At 68.2% G+C, this 15,776-nt stretch carries 14 protein-coding genes; 6 read left to right on the forward strand and 8 right to left on the reverse strand.

All coding sequences use genetic code 11. The features are described from left to right. Positions 1-84: 84 nt before the first annotated feature. A complete protein-coding gene (locus tag JWS13_RS06485; RefSeq protein ID WP_087561339.1) occupies positions 85-1,716 on the reverse strand; it encodes an ABC-F family ATP-binding cassette domain-containing protein in 1,632 nt (543 codons plus the stop codon). Between the two features lie 196 nt (positions 1,717-1,912). Between JWS13_RS06485 and JWS13_RS06490 the strand changes: the two genes are divergently transcribed. After that, positions 1,913-3,061, forward strand: coding sequence for a lycopene cyclase family protein (locus JWS13_RS06490; RefSeq protein ID WP_206005029.1), 1,149 nt, complete (start codon positions 1,913-1,915; stop codon positions 3,059-3,061). A gap of 40 nt (positions 3,062-3,101) precedes the next feature. After that, complete coding sequence (gene ku / locus JWS13_RS06495) at positions 3,102-3,989, forward strand: non-homologous end joining protein Ku (RefSeq protein WP_445322394.1); 888 nt, start codon at positions 3,102-3,104, stop codon at positions 3,987-3,989. Between the two features lie 66 nt (positions 3,990-4,055). Here ku and JWS13_RS06500 read toward each other — a convergent pair whose 3' ends face one another. The 7 genes from JWS13_RS06500 to JWS13_RS06530 all read right to left on the reverse strand — a co-directional run bounded on the left by JWS13_RS06500 (position 4,056) and on the right by JWS13_RS06530 (position 10,647). Next, positions 4,056-4,475, reverse strand: coding sequence for a metal-sulfur cluster assembly factor (locus tag JWS13_RS06500; RefSeq protein WP_206005030.1), 420 nt, complete (start codon positions 4,473-4,475; stop codon positions 4,056-4,058). Beyond that, entirely contained in the window at positions 4,472-4,987 is a 516-nt protein-coding gene (gene sufU / locus JWS13_RS06505) for a Fe-S cluster assembly sulfur transfer protein SufU (protein WP_072942076.1), read from the reverse strand. The genes JWS13_RS06500 and sufU overlap by 4 nt, the downstream gene beginning before the upstream one ends. Then, entirely contained in the window at positions 4,984-6,243 is a 1,260-nt protein-coding gene (locus JWS13_RS06510) for a cysteine desulfurase (protein WP_206005031.1), read from the reverse strand. The genes sufU and JWS13_RS06510 overlap by 4 nt, the downstream gene beginning before the upstream one ends. 6 nt (positions 6,244-6,249) lie before the next feature. Continuing rightward, positions 6,250-7,059 carry a Fe-S cluster assembly ATPase SufC gene (gene sufC / locus JWS13_RS06515; RefSeq protein WP_072942079.1) on the reverse strand — a complete coding sequence of 270 codons (810 nt, stop codon included), beginning with the start codon at positions 7,057-7,059 and terminating at the stop codon, positions 6,250-6,252. Positions 7,060-7,104: 45 nt separating this feature from the next. Continuing rightward, entirely contained in the window at positions 7,105-8,334 is a 1,230-nt protein-coding gene (gene sufD, locus JWS13_RS06520; protein ID WP_206005032.1) for a Fe-S cluster assembly protein SufD, read from the reverse strand. Beyond that, entirely contained in the window at positions 8,334-9,794 is a 1,461-nt protein-coding gene (sufB, locus tag JWS13_RS06525; RefSeq protein ID WP_015890656.1) for a Fe-S cluster assembly protein SufB, read from the reverse strand. The genes sufD and sufB overlap by 1 nt, the downstream gene beginning before the upstream one ends. 103 nt (positions 9,795-9,897) lie before the next feature. Next, positions 9,898-10,647, reverse strand: coding sequence for a helix-turn-helix transcriptional regulator (locus tag JWS13_RS06530; RefSeq protein ID WP_373414841.1), 750 nt, complete (start codon positions 10,645-10,647; stop codon positions 9,898-9,900). A 132-nt stretch (positions 10,648-10,779) separates the two neighbouring features. Here JWS13_RS06530 and mptB point away from each other — a divergent pair, with 132 nt between their 5' ends. Genes mptB through JWS13_RS06550 form a run of 4 tightly spaced genes read left to right on the forward strand, consistent with a single transcriptional unit; the run spans position 10,780 to position 15,745 of the window. Then, a complete protein-coding gene (mptB, locus tag JWS13_RS06535) occupies positions 10,780-12,564 on the forward strand; it encodes a polyprenol phosphomannose-dependent alpha 1,6 mannosyltransferase MptB (RefSeq protein ID WP_206005033.1) in 1,785 nt (594 codons plus the stop codon). A 6-nt stretch (positions 12,565-12,570) separates the two neighbouring features. Then, positions 12,571-13,515 (forward strand): ABC transporter ATP-binding protein, encoded by a 945-nt coding sequence (locus JWS13_RS06540; protein WP_160097520.1) that lies wholly within the window; start codon positions 12,571-12,573, stop codon positions 13,513-13,515. Next, positions 13,512-14,312 carry an ABC transporter permease gene (locus JWS13_RS06545; protein WP_206005034.1) on the forward strand — a complete coding sequence of 267 codons (801 nt, stop codon included), beginning with the start codon at positions 13,512-13,514 and terminating at the stop codon, positions 14,310-14,312. The genes JWS13_RS06540 and JWS13_RS06545 overlap by 4 nt, the downstream gene beginning before the upstream one ends. After that, the gene (locus JWS13_RS06550) at positions 14,309-15,745 is read left to right on the forward strand and encodes a hypothetical protein (RefSeq protein WP_206005035.1); all 1,437 of its coding nucleotides are present in this window, start codon (positions 14,309-14,311) and stop codon (positions 15,743-15,745) included. The genes JWS13_RS06545 and JWS13_RS06550 overlap by 4 nt, the downstream gene beginning before the upstream one ends. Positions 15,746-15,776 lie beyond the last annotated feature (31 nt).

Genomic DNA, 15,776 nt, shown 5'->3' on the forward strand with positions numbered 1-15,776 from the left:
CGCAGCGACGGGGATATCTACGTAGAGCGCAGCGACGGGGATATCTACGTAGAGCGCAGCGACAGGGATATCTACGCGCGGTGCTCAGGCGAGCTGGATCAGTTCCAGGTAGTCCTGCGACCAGTGGTCCTCGGTGCCGTCGGGCAGGAGGATGACCCGCTCCGGGTCGAGCGCCTCGGCGGCACCCGGGTCGTGGGTCACCAGCACGACGGCCCCGGTGTAGCTGCGGAGCGCGTCGAGGACCTGTTCGCGGGAAACGGGGTCGAGGTTGTTGGTCGGCTCGTCGAGCAGCAGTACGTTCGCCGCCGACGACACGAGCCCGGCGAGCGCGAGGCGCGTCTTCTCACCACCGGACAGGGTTCCTGCCGGTTGCTCGAGTTGCGGGCCGGTGAACATGAACGCACCGAGCAGGGAACGCAGTTCCTGCTCCCCCGTGTCCGGCGCCGCGTGGCGAATGTTCTCCCACACCGACGCGTTGTCGTCGAGAGTGTCGTGTTCCTGTGCGAAGTAGCCGATCTTCAGGCCGTGGCCGGGGACGAGTCCGCCGGCGTCCGGCGTCTCGACGCCGCCGAGGATGCGCAGCAGCGTCGTCTTACCCGCACCGTTGAGGCCGAGCACGACGACGCGTGACCCACGGTCGATCGCGAGGTCCACGCCGGTGAAGATCTCCAGCGAGCCGTAGACCTTGGTCAGGTTCTCCGCCATCAGCGGCGTCTTGCCGCACGCGGCCGGCTCGGGGAACCGGATCCGGGCCACCTTGTCGGACACACGTTCCGCGTCGAGGTCCGACATCAGCTTGTCGGCGCGCTTCGCCATGTTCTGCGCCGCGACGGCCTTGGTGGCCTTCGCGCCGAGCTTCGCGGCCTGCGTGCGCAACGCACTTGCCTTCTTCTCCGCGTTCGCGCGCTCACGCCGGCGACGCTGCTCGTCGGTCGCGCGGGCGTCGAGGTACTTCTTCCAGCTCATGTTGTACACGTCGGCCTCGCCGCGCACGGCGTCGAGGAACCACACCCGGTTGACGACGTCGTTGAGCAGATCGACGTCGTGGCTGATCACGATCAGACCGCCCTCGTGGTTCTGCAGGAATCCCCGCAGCCACGTGATCGAGTCGGCGTCGAGGTGGTTGGTCGGCTCGTCCAGCAGCAGGGTCGTGTCCGACCGTCCACCGCTGCCGTCCGACGCGGCGAACAGGATGCGCGCCAGTTCGACACGGCGGCGCTGACCACCCGACAGGGTGTGCAGTTGCTGACCGAGGATGCGGTCGGCCAATCCGAGGCTGTTGCAGATGCGCGCCGCCTCACTCTCGGCCTCGTATCCGCCGAGGGCGGAGAACCGGTCCTCGAGGTTGCCGTACTTGCGGACAGCCTTGTCGCGTTCGGCGTCGTCGACGACCTCCGACATCAGGATCTGCTGCTTCTCCATGTCCCGCAGCAGCGAGTCGAGACCGCGGGCCGACAACACCCGGTCCTTCGCGAGGACGTCGAGGTCGCCTTCCTTCGGGTCCTGCGGGAGGTACCCGAGGTCGCCGGTGCGGACCACGGCGCCCGCGTACGGCTCTCCCTCCCCCGCGAGGATGCGGAGGGTGGTCGTCTTGCCGGCACCGTTACGGCCGACCAGCCCGATGCGGTCGCCGGGCTGTACCCGCAAAGCCGGTCCGGGCGCAGACAGCAACGTCCGCACTCCAGCTCGAACTTCCAGGTCGGTAGCGGTGATCAACAAGACTCCTAGGAAAATGACACAGGCGCTGAATGAGAAAAACTGCGCAAAGAACACACGAACCAGCAATTTTACCCGACGACGGCCCACTCGGAACACGCCCGTCCGTGATCCCGCTAACGTTGGCCGCCGCATCCGATCCCCCGGCGACCTCCGGCCTGCCCTCGTTGCTTGGTGGCCGTGACAGGCTGGCGACGTGACAGCCACACCCCGTCCGCCGATCTGGGACGTCGCGATCGTCGGCCTCGGCCCCGCCGGCCGCGCCCTCGCCCACCGGGCCACTGCCCTCGGGTCGGCAGTCGTGTCGGTCGATCCGCTCCCCCGCAGATCGTGGACCGCGACGTACGCCGCCTGGGAAGACGAACTCCCCGGCTGGCTCCCGCGGGATGCCGTCGCGACGCGGACCGACCGACCGGCAGCGTGGACGGCACGCCGCCACATCATTGATCGCACCTACTGTGTGTTGAATACAGCTACGCTGCAATCAATACTCGTCAACAATTGCGGAACTGTTATCGCAGGTAGAGCCGTCGACCTCTCCCCTACGTCCGTCCGGTTGGACGACGGCTCGACGCTGAACGCTCACGTCGTCGTCGATGCCCGCGGCACGGGCGACAGCCCCGACCTTGCCCAGCAGACGGCATACGGAGTCGTCGTGGATCCCGGCACCGCCGCGCATGCGCTGGGAGGCGAGGCCGCGGTGTTCATGGATTGGCGCCGCGACAACGGCACGTCCCCCACGGACACGCCGTCCTTCCTCTACGGGATCCCGCTCACCCGGGACCGGTTCCTGCTCGAGGAGACCTGCCTCGTCGGCCGGCCCCCACTCCCGATCTCCGAACTCGCCACCAGACTCCACGACCGTCTCCGAACGCGGGGCGTCACCGTGCCGTCCCATTCGGACGTCGAGCGCGTCAGATTCGCCGTCGAGCCCCCACCGGAGGCCGGTCGATCCCACAGTTCGGACCAGGTGCGCTTCGGAGCCCGCGCCGGGTTGATGCACCCCGGCACCGGCTACAGCGTCGCCGCGTCACTTCTGTACGCAGATGCCCTGGCCCGGGACCTCCGTGACGGGTCGAACGCGCGACTGTGGCCGTGGAAGGCACGCACTGTCGCGTCGCTGCGATCGGTCGGGCTTCGCGTCCTCTTGGATCTGGGACCGGAACACGTCCCCGAATTCTTCGAGCATTTCTTCGATCTGCCGCCACGACTCCAGGCCGCATATCTGTCCGAACGGTCGAATCTGCGCGGAACCCTGTCGGCGATGGGCCGGATGTTTGTCGCATCCTCCGGCGATATCCGGGGTGTGATTCTCCGTTCCACGCTCCGCCGGGAAGTTCGATGAACTGTCGCGAGAATGCGAAAAGGAGACCATCATGGAACGCATGCGGTCGATATGGAAGGGCTCGATAGCGTTCGGACTCGTGAACGTGCCGGTCAAGGTCTATTCGGCAACCGAAGATCACGACATCAGATTTCACCAGGTCCATGCCAAGGACGGCGGCCGGATCAAATACAACCGCGTGTGCTCCGAATGCGGCAACGTCGTCCAATATGCCGATATCGACAAGGCCTACGACTCCGACGACGGCGTCCGGGTGGTGTTGACCGACGACGATTTCGGCAAGTTACCCGCCGCCGAGAAACACGAGATTCCCGTTCTGCAGTTCGTGCCGACCGAACAGATCGATCCCATTCTGTTCGAGAAGAGTTACTTTCTCGAACCGGATTCCAGCTCGCCGAAGGCCTATGTCCTACTCGCAACGGCCCTCGAAAACAGCGACCGGACCGCGCTCGTTCATTTCACGCTCCGTCAGCGCACCAGACTGGCCGCGATGCGCTCGCGGGACGGGGTGCTGGTGATCCAGACGCTGCTGTGGCCGGACGAGGTACGCGCGGCCGAGTTCTCGTCACTCGACGACGTCGAGAAGCCGAAGGCGAAGGAACTCGCGATGGCCGAGACCCTCGTCGACAGCATGGCCGACGACTTCGACCCCACCGAATTCACCGACGACTACCAGGTGCAGTTGCGTGAACTGCTCGACGAGATGATCGAGTCGGGCGGCAAGAAGGTCATTCCCGTCGCCGAGGTCGAGAAGAGCGGCGAGGACGCCGAAGTGGTGGATCTCGTGGCCGCGCTGCAGCGCAGCGTCGATGCGGCCGGGAAGAAGGCCGCACCCGCCAAGAAGAAGCCGGCCAAGAAGGCCCCGGCCAAAACCGCGGCGAAGAAGGCCACCGCGAAGTCGTCCACCTCGGAACGCAAACGCGCCTGAACCGACACGGAGGGGCTCGGCGAGATGGTTCTCGCCGAGCCCCTCCGTGTCAACGGTGGTGGGTGGTCAGACCGTGAATCCGAGGGCGCGCAACTGCTCGCGGCCGTCCTCGGTGATCTTGTCGGGGCCCCACGGCGGGAGCCACACCCAGTTGATCTTCAGTTCGTTGCACAGACCGCTGCGGACGAGCGCACCGCGCGACTGGTCCTCGATGACGTCGGTCAGCGGGCAGGCCGCCGACGTGAGGGTCATGTCGAGGGTCACGACGTCCTCGGCTTCGGTGATTCCGTACACCAGGCCGAGATCGACGACGTTGATGCCGAGTTCGGGGTCGACGACGTCACGCATCGCCTCCTCGAGTTCCTCCAGGCGTTTCGGGTCGGTGATCACACCCGATGCGGCGGGCGCGGATTCGCCGCCCTGGTCCGCCGGCGCCTGCTCCGGTGCGACTGTGGCGTCCGCCTGCGGCGTCTGCGTCTCGCTCATGATGCCTGTCCTCCGATTCGAGCGGGTTCGCCGTCTGCTGTCGGAACGGCCGAATCCTGTTCGTCCACGACCCGGTCGTCCACTATCTGAACGACCGCGTCCTTGAATGCCATCCATCCCAGCAACGCGCATTTCACGCGGGCCGGGTACTTCGAGACGCCGACGAAGGCGATGCCGTCCCCGAGGACGTCCTCGTCCCCTTCGACGGTACCGCGGCTGCTGACCATTTCGTTGAACGCGGCAACGGTCTGCAGCGCCTGCTCGACGGGCATTCCCACCACCTGATCGGTGAGCACCGACGTCGACGCCTGGCTGATGGAGCAGCCCTGGCCGTCGTACGACACGTCCACCACGGTGCCGTCGTCGGCGAGTTGCACGCGCAGCGTCACTTCGTCGCCGCAGGTGGGGTTGACGTGGTGGACTTCGGCGCCGAACGGTTCACGAAGGCCGCGGCCGTGGGGATGCTTGTAGTGGTCCAGGATCACTTCCTGGTACATCTGTTCCATTCTCATGCAGGAACCTCCCCGAAGAACTCCTGGGCACGCCGCACCGCCGCCGCGAGAGCGGCGACCTCGTCGACCGTGTTGTACAGCGCGAACGACGCCCTCGCCGTCGCCGCGACACCGAAATGCCGGTGCAGGGGCCAGGCGCAGTGGTGGCCGACGCGGATGGCGACGCCCTCGTCGTCGAGGATCTGCCCGAGGTCGTGCGCGTGGATTCCGTCGACCACGAACGACACGGCCCCGCCGCGATTCTCGGCGGTCGTGGGTCCGATGATGCGCACGCCGTCGATGGCGCCGAGCGCTGCCAGTGCCGCCTCGACCAGGGTGTGCTCGTGCGCGGCGACCGCGTCCATCCCGATCTCGTCGAGATAGCGGACCGCTGCGCCGAGACCGACCACCTGCGACGTCATCGGAACGCCGGCCTCGAACCGCTGCGGCGGCGGCGCGTAGGTGGTGCGTTCCATCGTGACGGTCTCGATCATCGAGCCGCCGGTGATGAACGGCGGCATCGCGTTCAGCAGTTCGCGGCGCCCGTACAGGACACCCACGCCGGACGGGCCGAGCATCTTGTGACCGGAGAACGCCGCGTAGTCGACTCCGAGCGCGTGGAAGTCCACCGCCATGTGCGGGACGGACTGGCAGGCGTCGAGCACCACCAGGGCGCCGACCGCGCGGGCGCGGCGGACCAGTTCCTCGACGGGTGCCACCGCCCCGGTCACGTTGGACTGGTGGGTGAACGACACGACCTTGACGGCATCGGTCAGCTCGAGCGAGTCGAGGTCGATGCGGCCGTCGTCGGTGACGCCGTACCAGCGCAACGTGGCACCGGTGCTGCGCGCAAGCTCCTGCCACGGAACCAGATTGGCGTGATGCTCGAGCTCGGTGATGACGATCTCGTCGCCGGGACCGAGGTGCCGTTCGAAGCGATCGTCGCCGAGGACGTGGGTGACGAGGTTGAGGGACTCCGTCGCGTTCTTGGTGAACACGAGTTCGTCGCTGTCGGCGCCGACGAACTCGGCGATCGCCGCACGCGCGTTCTCGTACGCGTCCGTGGCCTCTTCGGCGAGCTGGTGAGCGCCTCGGTGCACGGCGGCGTTACAGGTGGTGAGAAACTCCCTCTCGGCGTCGAGCACCTGGTTCGGGCGCTGCGATGTGGCACCCGAATCGAGGTACACCAGCGGTTTTCCGTCGCGGACCGTACGCGCCAGGATCGGGAAGTCCTCCCGGATCCGGGTGACGTCGAATACGCGCACCGAGGTGGTCATCTGCGTTTATGCTCCTTGCGTTGCTGCAGCCTGGGTGAAGCGCTCGTAGCCGTTCGCCTCGAGCTCGTCGGCCAGTTCCGGCCCGCCCGACTCGACGACGCGACCGCCGACGAACACGTGGACGTACTCCGGCTTGATGTACCGGAGGATGCGCGTGTAGTGCGTGATCAGCAGGATTCCGCCGTGCTCGCGCTCCTTGTAGCGGTTCACGCCCTCGGAGACGACGCGCAGGGCGTCGACGTCGAGTCCGGAGTCGGTCTCGTCGAGGATCGCGATCTTCGGCTTCAGGAGGCCGAGCTGCAGGATCTCGTGGCGCTTCTTCTCACCGCCGGAGAAACCTTCGTTGACACTGCGCTCGCCGAACGAGGGGTCGATGTCGAGTTCGGTCAGCGCTTCCTTGACTTCCTTCACCCAGTGGCGGAGCTTCGGGGCCTCGCCACGGACGGCGGTGGCCGCGGTGCGCAGGAAGTTCGACATGGACACGCCGGGAACCTCGACGGGGTACTGCATCGCGAGGAACAGTCCGGCGCGGGCACGCTCGTCGACGCTCATCTCGAGGACGTCCTCACCGTTGAGGGTGATGGAGCCCGACGTGATCTGGTACTTGGGGTGACCCGCGATGGCGTACGACAGCGTCGACTTGCCGGAACCGTTGGGTCCCATGATCGCGTGCGTCTCGCCGGACCGAACCGTCAGGTTCACACCCTTGAGGATGTTGATCGGTTCGGCGTTCTCGTCGGTGTTCGCGACGTCGACGTGCAGGTCCTTGATTTCCAGGACCGAGGTTTCGGGGGTGGAAGCGTCAGGGGTAGACATTGTGATCCTTCGAAGAAATGGGAAGTAGTGGTCCGGCGGCGCGGCTCAGACGCCGACTGCGGCGAGTTCGGCCTCGACGGCAGCCTCGAGACGCTCGCGGATCTCCGCGACGGCGATCTTGTTGATGATCTCGTGGAAGAAGCCGCGCACGACGAGTCGCCGTGCCGCGTCCTCGGGGATTCCGCGGGCGCGCAGGTAGAACAACTGCTCGTCGTCGAATCGACCCGTGGCGCTGGCGTGGCCGGCACCCACGATCTCGCCGGTCTCGATCTCCAGGTTCGGGACCGAGTCCGCGCGGGCACCGTCCGTGAGGACGAGGTTGCGGTTCAGCTCGAACGTGTCGGTGCCTTCGGCCGCCGCACGGATCAGCACGTCGCCGACCCACACGGTGTGGGCGTCGGGCTTGCCCGACTCCGGATCACCCTGCAGGGCACCCTTGTAGACCACGTTGGACTTGCAGTGCGGCTGCGAGTGATCCACCAGCAGTCGCTGCTCGAAGTGCTGTCCCGCGTCGGCGAAGTACAGACCCAGCAGTTCGGCGTCGCCGCCGGGGCCGTCGTACTTGACGGTCGCGGAGAGGCGGACGAGGTCGCCGCCGAGGCTGACGGCGTTGTGCCGCAGGACCGCGTCCCGGCCGAGCCGCGCGTGATGCGACGCGACGTGCACGGTGTCGTCCGCCCAGTCCTGGACGGCGACCACGGTGAGGTGGGCGCTGTCGCCGAGCACGAATTCGACGTTCTCGGCGAACGTGCCGCTGCCGCGCTGGTCGATGACGACGGTCGCCTTCGCGAACGCGTCGAGCCGGATCTGCAGGTGCCCGAAGGCGACCTTGCCCTCGCCCGGTCCCGTGATCGTGATGTTGATCGTCTCGTCGACCTCGACCTCACGGCCGACGGTCACGACGGTCGCCGTCTCGAAACCCGAGTACGCCTGCGCGGCCACCCGGTCGGCGGGAACGCCGGCCTTGCCCAGCCGATCGTCGTCGCGGCCGACGGTCTCGACCTTCACCGAGTCCGGGCCCGCGACATCGACGGTGGCCGTGCCGTTCGCCACGGCCGTTCCGTCGTGCAGACCGCGGAGACGGCGCAGCGGAGTGAACCGCCAGACCTCGTCACGACCACCCGGGATCTCGAACGCCTTGACGTCGAACGAGGTGAAGACCTCACCCTTGTTGGCGATCGGCGAGCCGGTCGACGTCCGCGCTATCCGCGGATTCTCGCCCGCGACGGCTCCCGTGACTCCGAGATTCTGGACACCAGTTTCTGGCGTGGTCACTAACCCACCGCCCCTTCCATCTGCAGTTCGATCAGGCGGTTCAGTTCCAGGGCGTACTCCATCGGGAGTTCCTTGGCGATCGGCTCGACGAAGCCGCGCACGACCGTGGCCATGGCCTCGTCCTCGGTGAGCCCGCGGCTCATCAGGTAGAACAACTGATCGTCGCTCACCTTCGACACGGTGGCCTCGTGACCCATGGTCACGTCGTCCTCGCGGATGTCGACGTAGGGGTAGGTGTCCGAGCGGCTGATCTGATCGACCAGCAGCGCGTCACACTTGACTGTCGACTTCGAGCCGTGGGCGCCCTTGTTGACCTGGACGAGTCCGCGGTAGGACGCGCGTCCACCGCCGCGGGCCACCGACTTGCTGATGATGGTCGACGACGTGTGCGGCGCGAGGTGCAGCATCTTGGCACCGGTGTCCTGGTGCTGGCCCTCACCGGCGAAAGCCACCGAGAGAACCTCGCCGCGGGCGTGCTCGCCCATCATCCAGACGGCCGGGTACTTCATGGTGACCTTGGACCCGATGTTGCCGTCGATCCACTCCATGGATCCGCCGGCCTCCACCTTGGTGCGCTTGGTAACCAGGTTGTAGACGTTGTTCGACCAGTTCTGGATGGTCGTGTAGCGGCAGTGGCCGCCCTTCTTCACGATGATCTCGACCACCGCGGAGTGCAGCGAGTCGGACTTGTAGATCGGCGCCGTGCAGCCCTCGACGTAGTGCACGGAGGCGCCCTCGTCGACGATGATCAGGGTCCGCTCGAACTGGCCCATGTTCTCCGTGTTGATGCGGAAGTAGGCCTGCAGCGGGATGTCGACGTGCACGCCCGGCGGGACGTAGATGAACGAGCCACCCGACCACACGGCCGTGTTCAGCGCGGAGAACTTGTTGTCGCCGGCCGGGATGACCGTGCCGAAGTACTCCTGGAACAGTTCGGGATGCTGCTTCAGGCCCGTGTCGGTGTCGAGGAAGATGACGCCCTGCGACTCGAGGTCCTCACGGATCGAGTGGTAGACGACCTCCGACTCGTACTGAGCCGCGACACCGGCGACGAGGCGCTGCTTCTCGGCCTCGGGGATGCCCAGCTTGTCGTACGTGTTCTTGATGTCCTCGGGCAGGTCTTCCCAGCTCTCGGCCTGCTTCTCGCTCGAGCGCACGAAGTACTTGATGTTGTCGAAGTGGATGCCCTCGAGGTCCGATCCCCAGTTCGGCATCGGCTTCTTGTCGAAGGTCTTCAGCGCACGCAGGCGGATGTCGAGCATCCAGTCCGGTTCGCTCTTCTTCGCCGAGATGTCGCGCACGACGTCTTCGGACAGACCGCGCTGCGCACTGGCACCGGCCTCGTCGGAATCGGACCAGCCGTACCCGTAATGCCCGAGTGACGCGATGGTCTCTTCCTGCGTGAGCGGCTCGGCGTTGGCCGACGCAGTGGATGTCACCTGGTCTGATGTGACGGTCATGCGAGCTCCTTCCGGAGTCTTGTTACGAGACCGGCGAGGGCTGGTCGCCGGTGGAATTGCTGACTAGAGGATCTATCGGTGAAGCGATCTATCGGTGAAGCGTTCATTTGGGACCGGACGGCGGGACGAGTGGAACGTGGGTGGTGCACGCGCAGTCGCCGTTCGCGATGGTCGCGAGCCGCTGGACGTGGGTGCCGAGCAGTTGGGCGAACGCTGCCTGCTCGGCTTCGCACAGTTCCGGGAATTCCTCGGCGACGTGCGAGACCGGGCAGTGGTGCTGGCAGATCTGCACGCCGTTGCCGACCGGGCGGGTCGAGGCCGCGAATCCGGCGGTGGTGAACGCGTCGGCGATGGCGTCGGCGGTGGTTTCGAGACCCTCGGCGCTCTGATCCGCGGCCGGGGTGACGTCGCCGACGATCGCCTGCACTCGGCGACGCGCGAACTCGGTGATCGCGGCGTCTCCCCCGACCTCCCGCAGCTGACGCATGGCCGCGCCCGCGAGGTCGTCGTACGCGTGACCGAGCCTGCCGCGGCCCTTGGCGGTGATCTGGAAATATTTGGCGGGCCGTCCCCGTCCGCGGTGACGCACGGCGACGGAGGACGCCTCGCGCGCCTCACCGGAGTCGAGGAGTGCGTCGAGATGGCGACGGACGCCGGCGGCACTCAGGCCGAGGCGGGTTCCGATTTCCGACGCAGTGATCGGCCCCTCCTCGAGGAGGAGCTTCACGACGGCCGCGCGGGTGTGCCCTTCGTGGCCCACGGCGACGGGTGACGCGGTTGCGACAGGCGCCGCCGAAGAAGGCGCGTGAACTGCGCTTTCCTTCGTTGCACGTGGTGTCGTATCCGTTTTCACAACACCAGTGTGACGGAATTCCGATCGCAGGTCTACTAAGGGTGCCCTGCCTTACACCTGTGATTATGTGCCGCCCGGGCGCGGGAATACTGGCCGAACCGGCCGTGTTCGGCGCACCGCTACGCTGCCTGTGTGCCGCAGACCCCCGAGAACCCGGAGCCGACCCGCGCGGAGCCGACCTTGACGGCTCGCGCCGCTCTTCGACATCCGGCCGAGCTGTTCCGGCGGGCGCTGGGCATCGACGGCCCCTCCCCGCGCTCGTCGGTGGCGGCCGCGTTGCACGGCGACGAACCGGAGACCGCAGGCCTGAACGGGCAGGAGACCGCCCAGCTCCGCGGCATCCGCCGGTTCGGCGCGACCGGCGCCGTTCTGATGGCGGTGGGCGCACTGGGCGCCGGCGCCCAGCCGGTACTGCAGAACCCCGTCCAGGGGCTGCGCATCATCGGACTTCCCGCCCGAATTCCCAGTGTCGCGCTGACGCTCACCATGACGGGCACGGTGATGATCGTGCTCGCGTGGCTGCTGCTCGGCCGGTTCGCGATCGGCAGCCTGCAGTCCGGGGCCGTGCGCCGCCTCAACCGGTCCCAGCTCGACCGCACCCTGCTGCTGTGGATCATCCCGCTGTCCGTCGCACCGCCGATGTTCAGCAAGGACGTGTACTCGTACCTCGCGCAGAGCGAGATCGCGGCCCGCGGGCTCGACCCGTACGCCATCGGTCCCGCGGGTGCTCTCGGCGTCGATCACGTCCTGACCCGCACCGTGCCGACGATCTGGCGGGACACACCCGCGCCGTACGGCCCGCTGTTCCTCTGGATGGGGCGCGGGATCAGCTGGCTGACCGGCGAGAACATCGTCGCGGGGATCTTCCTGCACCGGCTGCTCGCCCTCGCCGGCGTGGCCATGATCGTGTGGGCGCTCCCCCGCCTGGCGCGCCGCTGCGGCGTCGCCGAGGTCAGCGCCCTCTGGCTGGGCGCCGCCAACCCCCTGCTGCTGTTCCACCTGGTCGCCGGGATCCACAACGAGGCCCTGATGCTCGGCCTCATGCTGGCCGGGATCGAACTGGCGCTGCGGGCCGTCGAACGGTCGGAACCGATCCGCGGGCAGTCCCTTCTCCTGCTGCTGTCCGGGGCGGCGCTCATCGCCCTGTCGTCGACGATCAAGATCCCGTCCCTGCTCGCGCTGGGGTTCGTCGGGATGGCGCTGGCCAGGCGATGGGGCGGAACCCCGAAAGCCGTGCTCTACGCGGCCGCCCTGCTCGGCGGCGTGGCCCTGGTGGTCACCCTCGTCATCAGCACGTCCAGCGGACTCGGCATCGGCTGGGTGCACACCCTCGGCACGGCGAACGCGGTCCGCAGCTGGATGTCGATACCCACACTGCTCGGCCTGGGCACCGGCCTGGCCGGGGTGCTGCTGGGCCTCGGCGATCACACGACGGCAGTGCTGAGCCTGACCCGGCCGATCGCCGCCGTCGCTGCGGCGTTCATCACACTCCGGATGCTCGTCGCCACCCTCGTCGGCCGCATCCACGCGGTCGGCGCGCTCGGGCTGTCCCTCGGCGCGGTCGTCCTGCTGTTCCCCGTGGTGCAGCCGTGGTATCTGCTGTGGGCGGTCCTGCCGCTCGCCGCCTGGGCCACCGCGCCCGCGTTCCGCGTCCCCGCGATCGTCTTCTCGTCCATCGTCAGCGTCATCCTCATGCCGAACGGCGGCGAGTACCAGCCCTTCGTCATCGTCCAGGCCGCCATCGCCACCATCTTCACGGCCGGAACGCTGATCGTGATCACCCGCAACCGCCTGCCGTGGCGGGTCGGTCCGGGGCAGCAGCCGGCCGTGCCGGAACCGCAGGATCCGCCCCGGGACGACGCCGGCGCGGAAAGCCGGGGCACCGGCCGGGTCACACCCGGCCAGGGCTTACGCTGATTCCCCGTGACCTCGCGAACGCCCGGATCGGCGCAACCTGCTGTACGCCTGGAAGGCGTGGTGAAGACCTTCGACGGTGTGAGGGCCGTCGACGGGCTCGATCTCACCGTCGAACGCGCACAGGTCGTCGCGTTGCTCGGTCCCAATGGCGCGGGTAAGACCACCACCGTCGAAATGTGTGAGGGCTTCATCCGCCCGGACAGCGGCACCGTCCGCGTCCTCGGACTCGATCCCGTCGCCGATGCCGGCGCCGTCCGGGCCCGGATCGGTGTGATGCTGCAGGGCGGCGGCGCGTACCCCGGTTCCCGCGCCGGCGAGATGCTCGACCTGGTCGCCGCCTACTCCGCCGACCCCCTCGACCCCGACTGGTTGCTGCGCAGCCTCGGCCTAGAGGATTCGCGGCGCACCCCGTACCGCCGGCTGTCCGGCGGGCAGCAGCAACGCCTGTCCCTGGCCTGTGCGCTGGTCGGCCGCCCCGAACTGGTCTTTCTCGACGAACCCACCGCCGGCCTCGACGCCCAGGCTCGCCTGCTGGTGTGGGAACTGATCGACGCGCTGCGCCGCGACGGTGTCAGCGTGCTGCTGACGACGCACCTGATGGACGAGGCCGAGGAGCTCGCGGACCGGCTCGTCATCATCGACCACGGGTCGATCGTCGCCGCCGGAACGCCCGCCGAGGTCACCAGCCGCGGCGCCGAAGGTCAGTTGCGGCTCACCGCGCCCGCCGGTCTGGACACCGGGCCGCTCGCCCGGACCCTCCCCGACGGCTTCCGGGTCGCCGAGTCCGGACCGGGCACCTACCTCGTCGAAGGGCCGATCGACCCGAAGGTGGTGGCCTCCGTCGCATCGTGGTGCGCCGATCTGGACGCCCTGATCAGCGACATCCGCGTCGACCAGCGCAGCCTCGAGGACGTCTTCCTCGAACTCACCGGCCGGGAACTGAGGGGATGACGATGAGCACCAGTGACCGTCTGACGGCGAATCGTTTCGCCCCGGGCACGTTCACCCCCGACCCCCGCCCGAGCGGCGCGGCGGTCATGCTGCGGGCGCAGACCGCGCTGGAGCTGAAACTGCTCCTGCGCAACGGCGAGCAACTGCTGCTGACGATGTTCATCCCGATCACGCTGCTGATCGGGCTGTGCCTGCTGCCCATCGGCGACCTCGGAACGTCGCGGGTCGACAAGGTGGTGCCCGCCGTGATGATGGTGGCGGTGATGTCCACCGCGTTCACCGGGCAGGCGATCGCGGTCGGTTTCGACCGCCGCTACGGCGCCCTCAAACGGCTCGGCGCGACGCCCCTGCCGACGTGGGGAATCATCGCCGGGAAGAGCGCCGCGGTGGTCATCGTCGTCGCCCTGCAGTCCGTCCTGCTCGGTGCGATCGGGCTGGCTCTCGGCTGGCGTCCGAGTGCGTGGGGACTCGTCCTCGGCGCCGTGATCATCGCCCTGGGCACCGTGACGTTCGCGGCGATGGGCCTGCTGCTCGGCGGCACCCTCCGCGCCGACATCGTCCTCGCCCTCGCCAACATCCTGTGGTTCGTGATGGTCGGTGTCGGCAGTGTGGTGTTCGCCACCGGCGACCTCCCCTGGCTCCTGCACACCGGGGCCCGGCTGATTCCGTCCGGAGCGCTCGCGCACGCCCTGGACGCCGCACTGTCGGGATCGGTGGACCTGCTCAGCGTCGTCGTCCTCGCCGTATGGGGCGCGGCAGCGGGGGCCCTGGCGGCGAGGACGTTCCGATTCACGTGATCCGTCGACCCACGGTCCGCCGCGCGGGCACCGTTCTCGCCGTCCTGCTCGCCGTCCTCTGCGGTGGCGCGCTGCCCGCGGGCGCCGCACCGAAGTGGGGTCCGCCCGCGTCGCCGAATCCGTTCCTCGGACCCGCGGGCACGTCCACGATGCACGGCGACGCCGGGTCCACCGACGTGACGCCGCTGCCCGGTCCCGGCACCGGCCCCGTCACGCTGTCCGCGTACCCGCTCGTGTCCGCGTGCCCGACCCTCCTGCAGGGTTCCGACCGGCTCGTCGTCGCCCTGTGCACGTCCGTGGCCGGCCAGATTCCCACCGTGCACCTGATCGACCCCGCGGCCCCCGCGGCGCCGTTCGGCGGCTCGCTCGCCACGTTCGCGCTGGCGAAGGGCAGCCTCCTCGGCGGCGTCTACGCGTTCCTCGACAACGACAACCGCCTCGTCGTCGTCGACGGCAACCGTCAGCTACTGCGGCTCGGACATTCGAAGGACCCCGCAGGCCAGTGGCGGATCACCGTCGACTCGCACGTCGACCTGTCCGGCAGTGTTCCTCAGGGCGACAACGTGACCGGGCTGACGCCGGACTGGCAGGGCAACGTCTGGTTCGCGACGGGCGGCGGCGTCGTCGGAGCCGTGGATCGCGGCGGTGTCGCGCAGTCCCTGCCGCCGGCCGCGGGCGAGCAGGTGCAGAACAGCATCTCCACCTCACCCGCAGGCGCCGCGGTCGCCACCACGCACGCCCTGTACCAGTTCGTGCTCCGCGACGGCGAGGTCCGGGTGGACTGGCGCCGCGAATACGACCGCGGACCGGACCGCAAGCCGGGGCAGCTGAGCCACGGCACCGGCTCCACCCCCACCTACTTCGGACCGTCGACCGGCAGCGATTTCGTCGCGATCGTCGACAACGCCGACCCGCAGGTGACTCTCCGGGTCTTCCGCGCCGATTCCGGCGACGAGATCTGCACCCTCCCGGTGCTCGGCAATCCGGGCGGCAGCGAGAACTCGCCGATCGGCATCGGCAACTCGGTGTACGTCGCCGGGACGTACGGCTACCCGTATCCCACCGTTCCGGACGGGGCGGGACCGGCCGTTCCGACGAACGCGCCGTTCACCGGCGGCATGACCCGGGTCGACATCGACCCGATCGGCTGCCACCAGGTGTGGAGCAACGGCGTCCGCAGCGCCGCGGTCCCGCACCTGTCGACCGGCGACGGCCTCCTGTACACCGTGATCCGTCAGGGATTCGACGTCACGACCCCGCTGGACGGTTTCGCGTTCGCGGTGATCGACCCGTCCGACGGCTCGGTCGAGCACACCAGTCCACTCCCCGGGACCGCGGTCAACGACACCCTGCAGATGTCCGGACTCGTCACCGACACCGGCGACTTCTGGCAGGGCACGGTGACCGGCATCCTGCGCATTCGCGGCGAGTAGCACGGAGTCGGCCGCGCCGCCACCAGCCCAA

Origin of the sequence: Rhodococcus pseudokoreensis, from assembly GCF_017068395.1 — a bacterium.
Lineage (GTDB): Bacteria > Actinomycetota > Actinomycetes > Mycobacteriales > Mycobacteriaceae > Rhodococcus_F > Rhodococcus_F pseudokoreensis.

Bases quoted from the DNA above. Each gene is read 5' to 3' on its own strand.
- ku (WP_445322394.1), top strand. From the start codon at position 3,102: ATGCGGTCGATATGGAAGGGCTCGATAGCGTTCGGACTCGTGAACGTG.
- JWS13_RS06500 (WP_206005030.1), bottom strand. From the start codon at position 4,475: ATGAGCGAGACGCAGACGCCGCAGGCGGACGCCACAGTCGCACCGGAG.
- sufU (WP_072942076.1), bottom strand. From the start codon at position 4,987: ATGAGAATGGAACAGATGTACCAGGAAGTGATCCTGGACCACTACAAG.
- JWS13_RS06510 (WP_206005031.1), bottom strand. From the start codon at position 6,243: ATGACCACCTCGGTGCGCGTATTCGACGTCACCCGGATCCGGGAGGAC.
- sufC (WP_072942079.1), bottom strand. From the start codon at position 7,059: ATGTCTACCCCTGACGCTTCCACCCCCGAAACCTCGGTCCTGGAAATC.
- sufB (WP_015890656.1), bottom strand. From the start codon at position 9,794: ATGACCGTCACATCAGACCAGGTGACATCCACTGCGTCGGCCAACGCC.
- JWS13_RS06545 (WP_206005034.1), top strand. From the start codon at position 13,512: ATGACGATGAGCACCAGTGACCGTCTGACGGCGAATCGTTTCGCCCCG.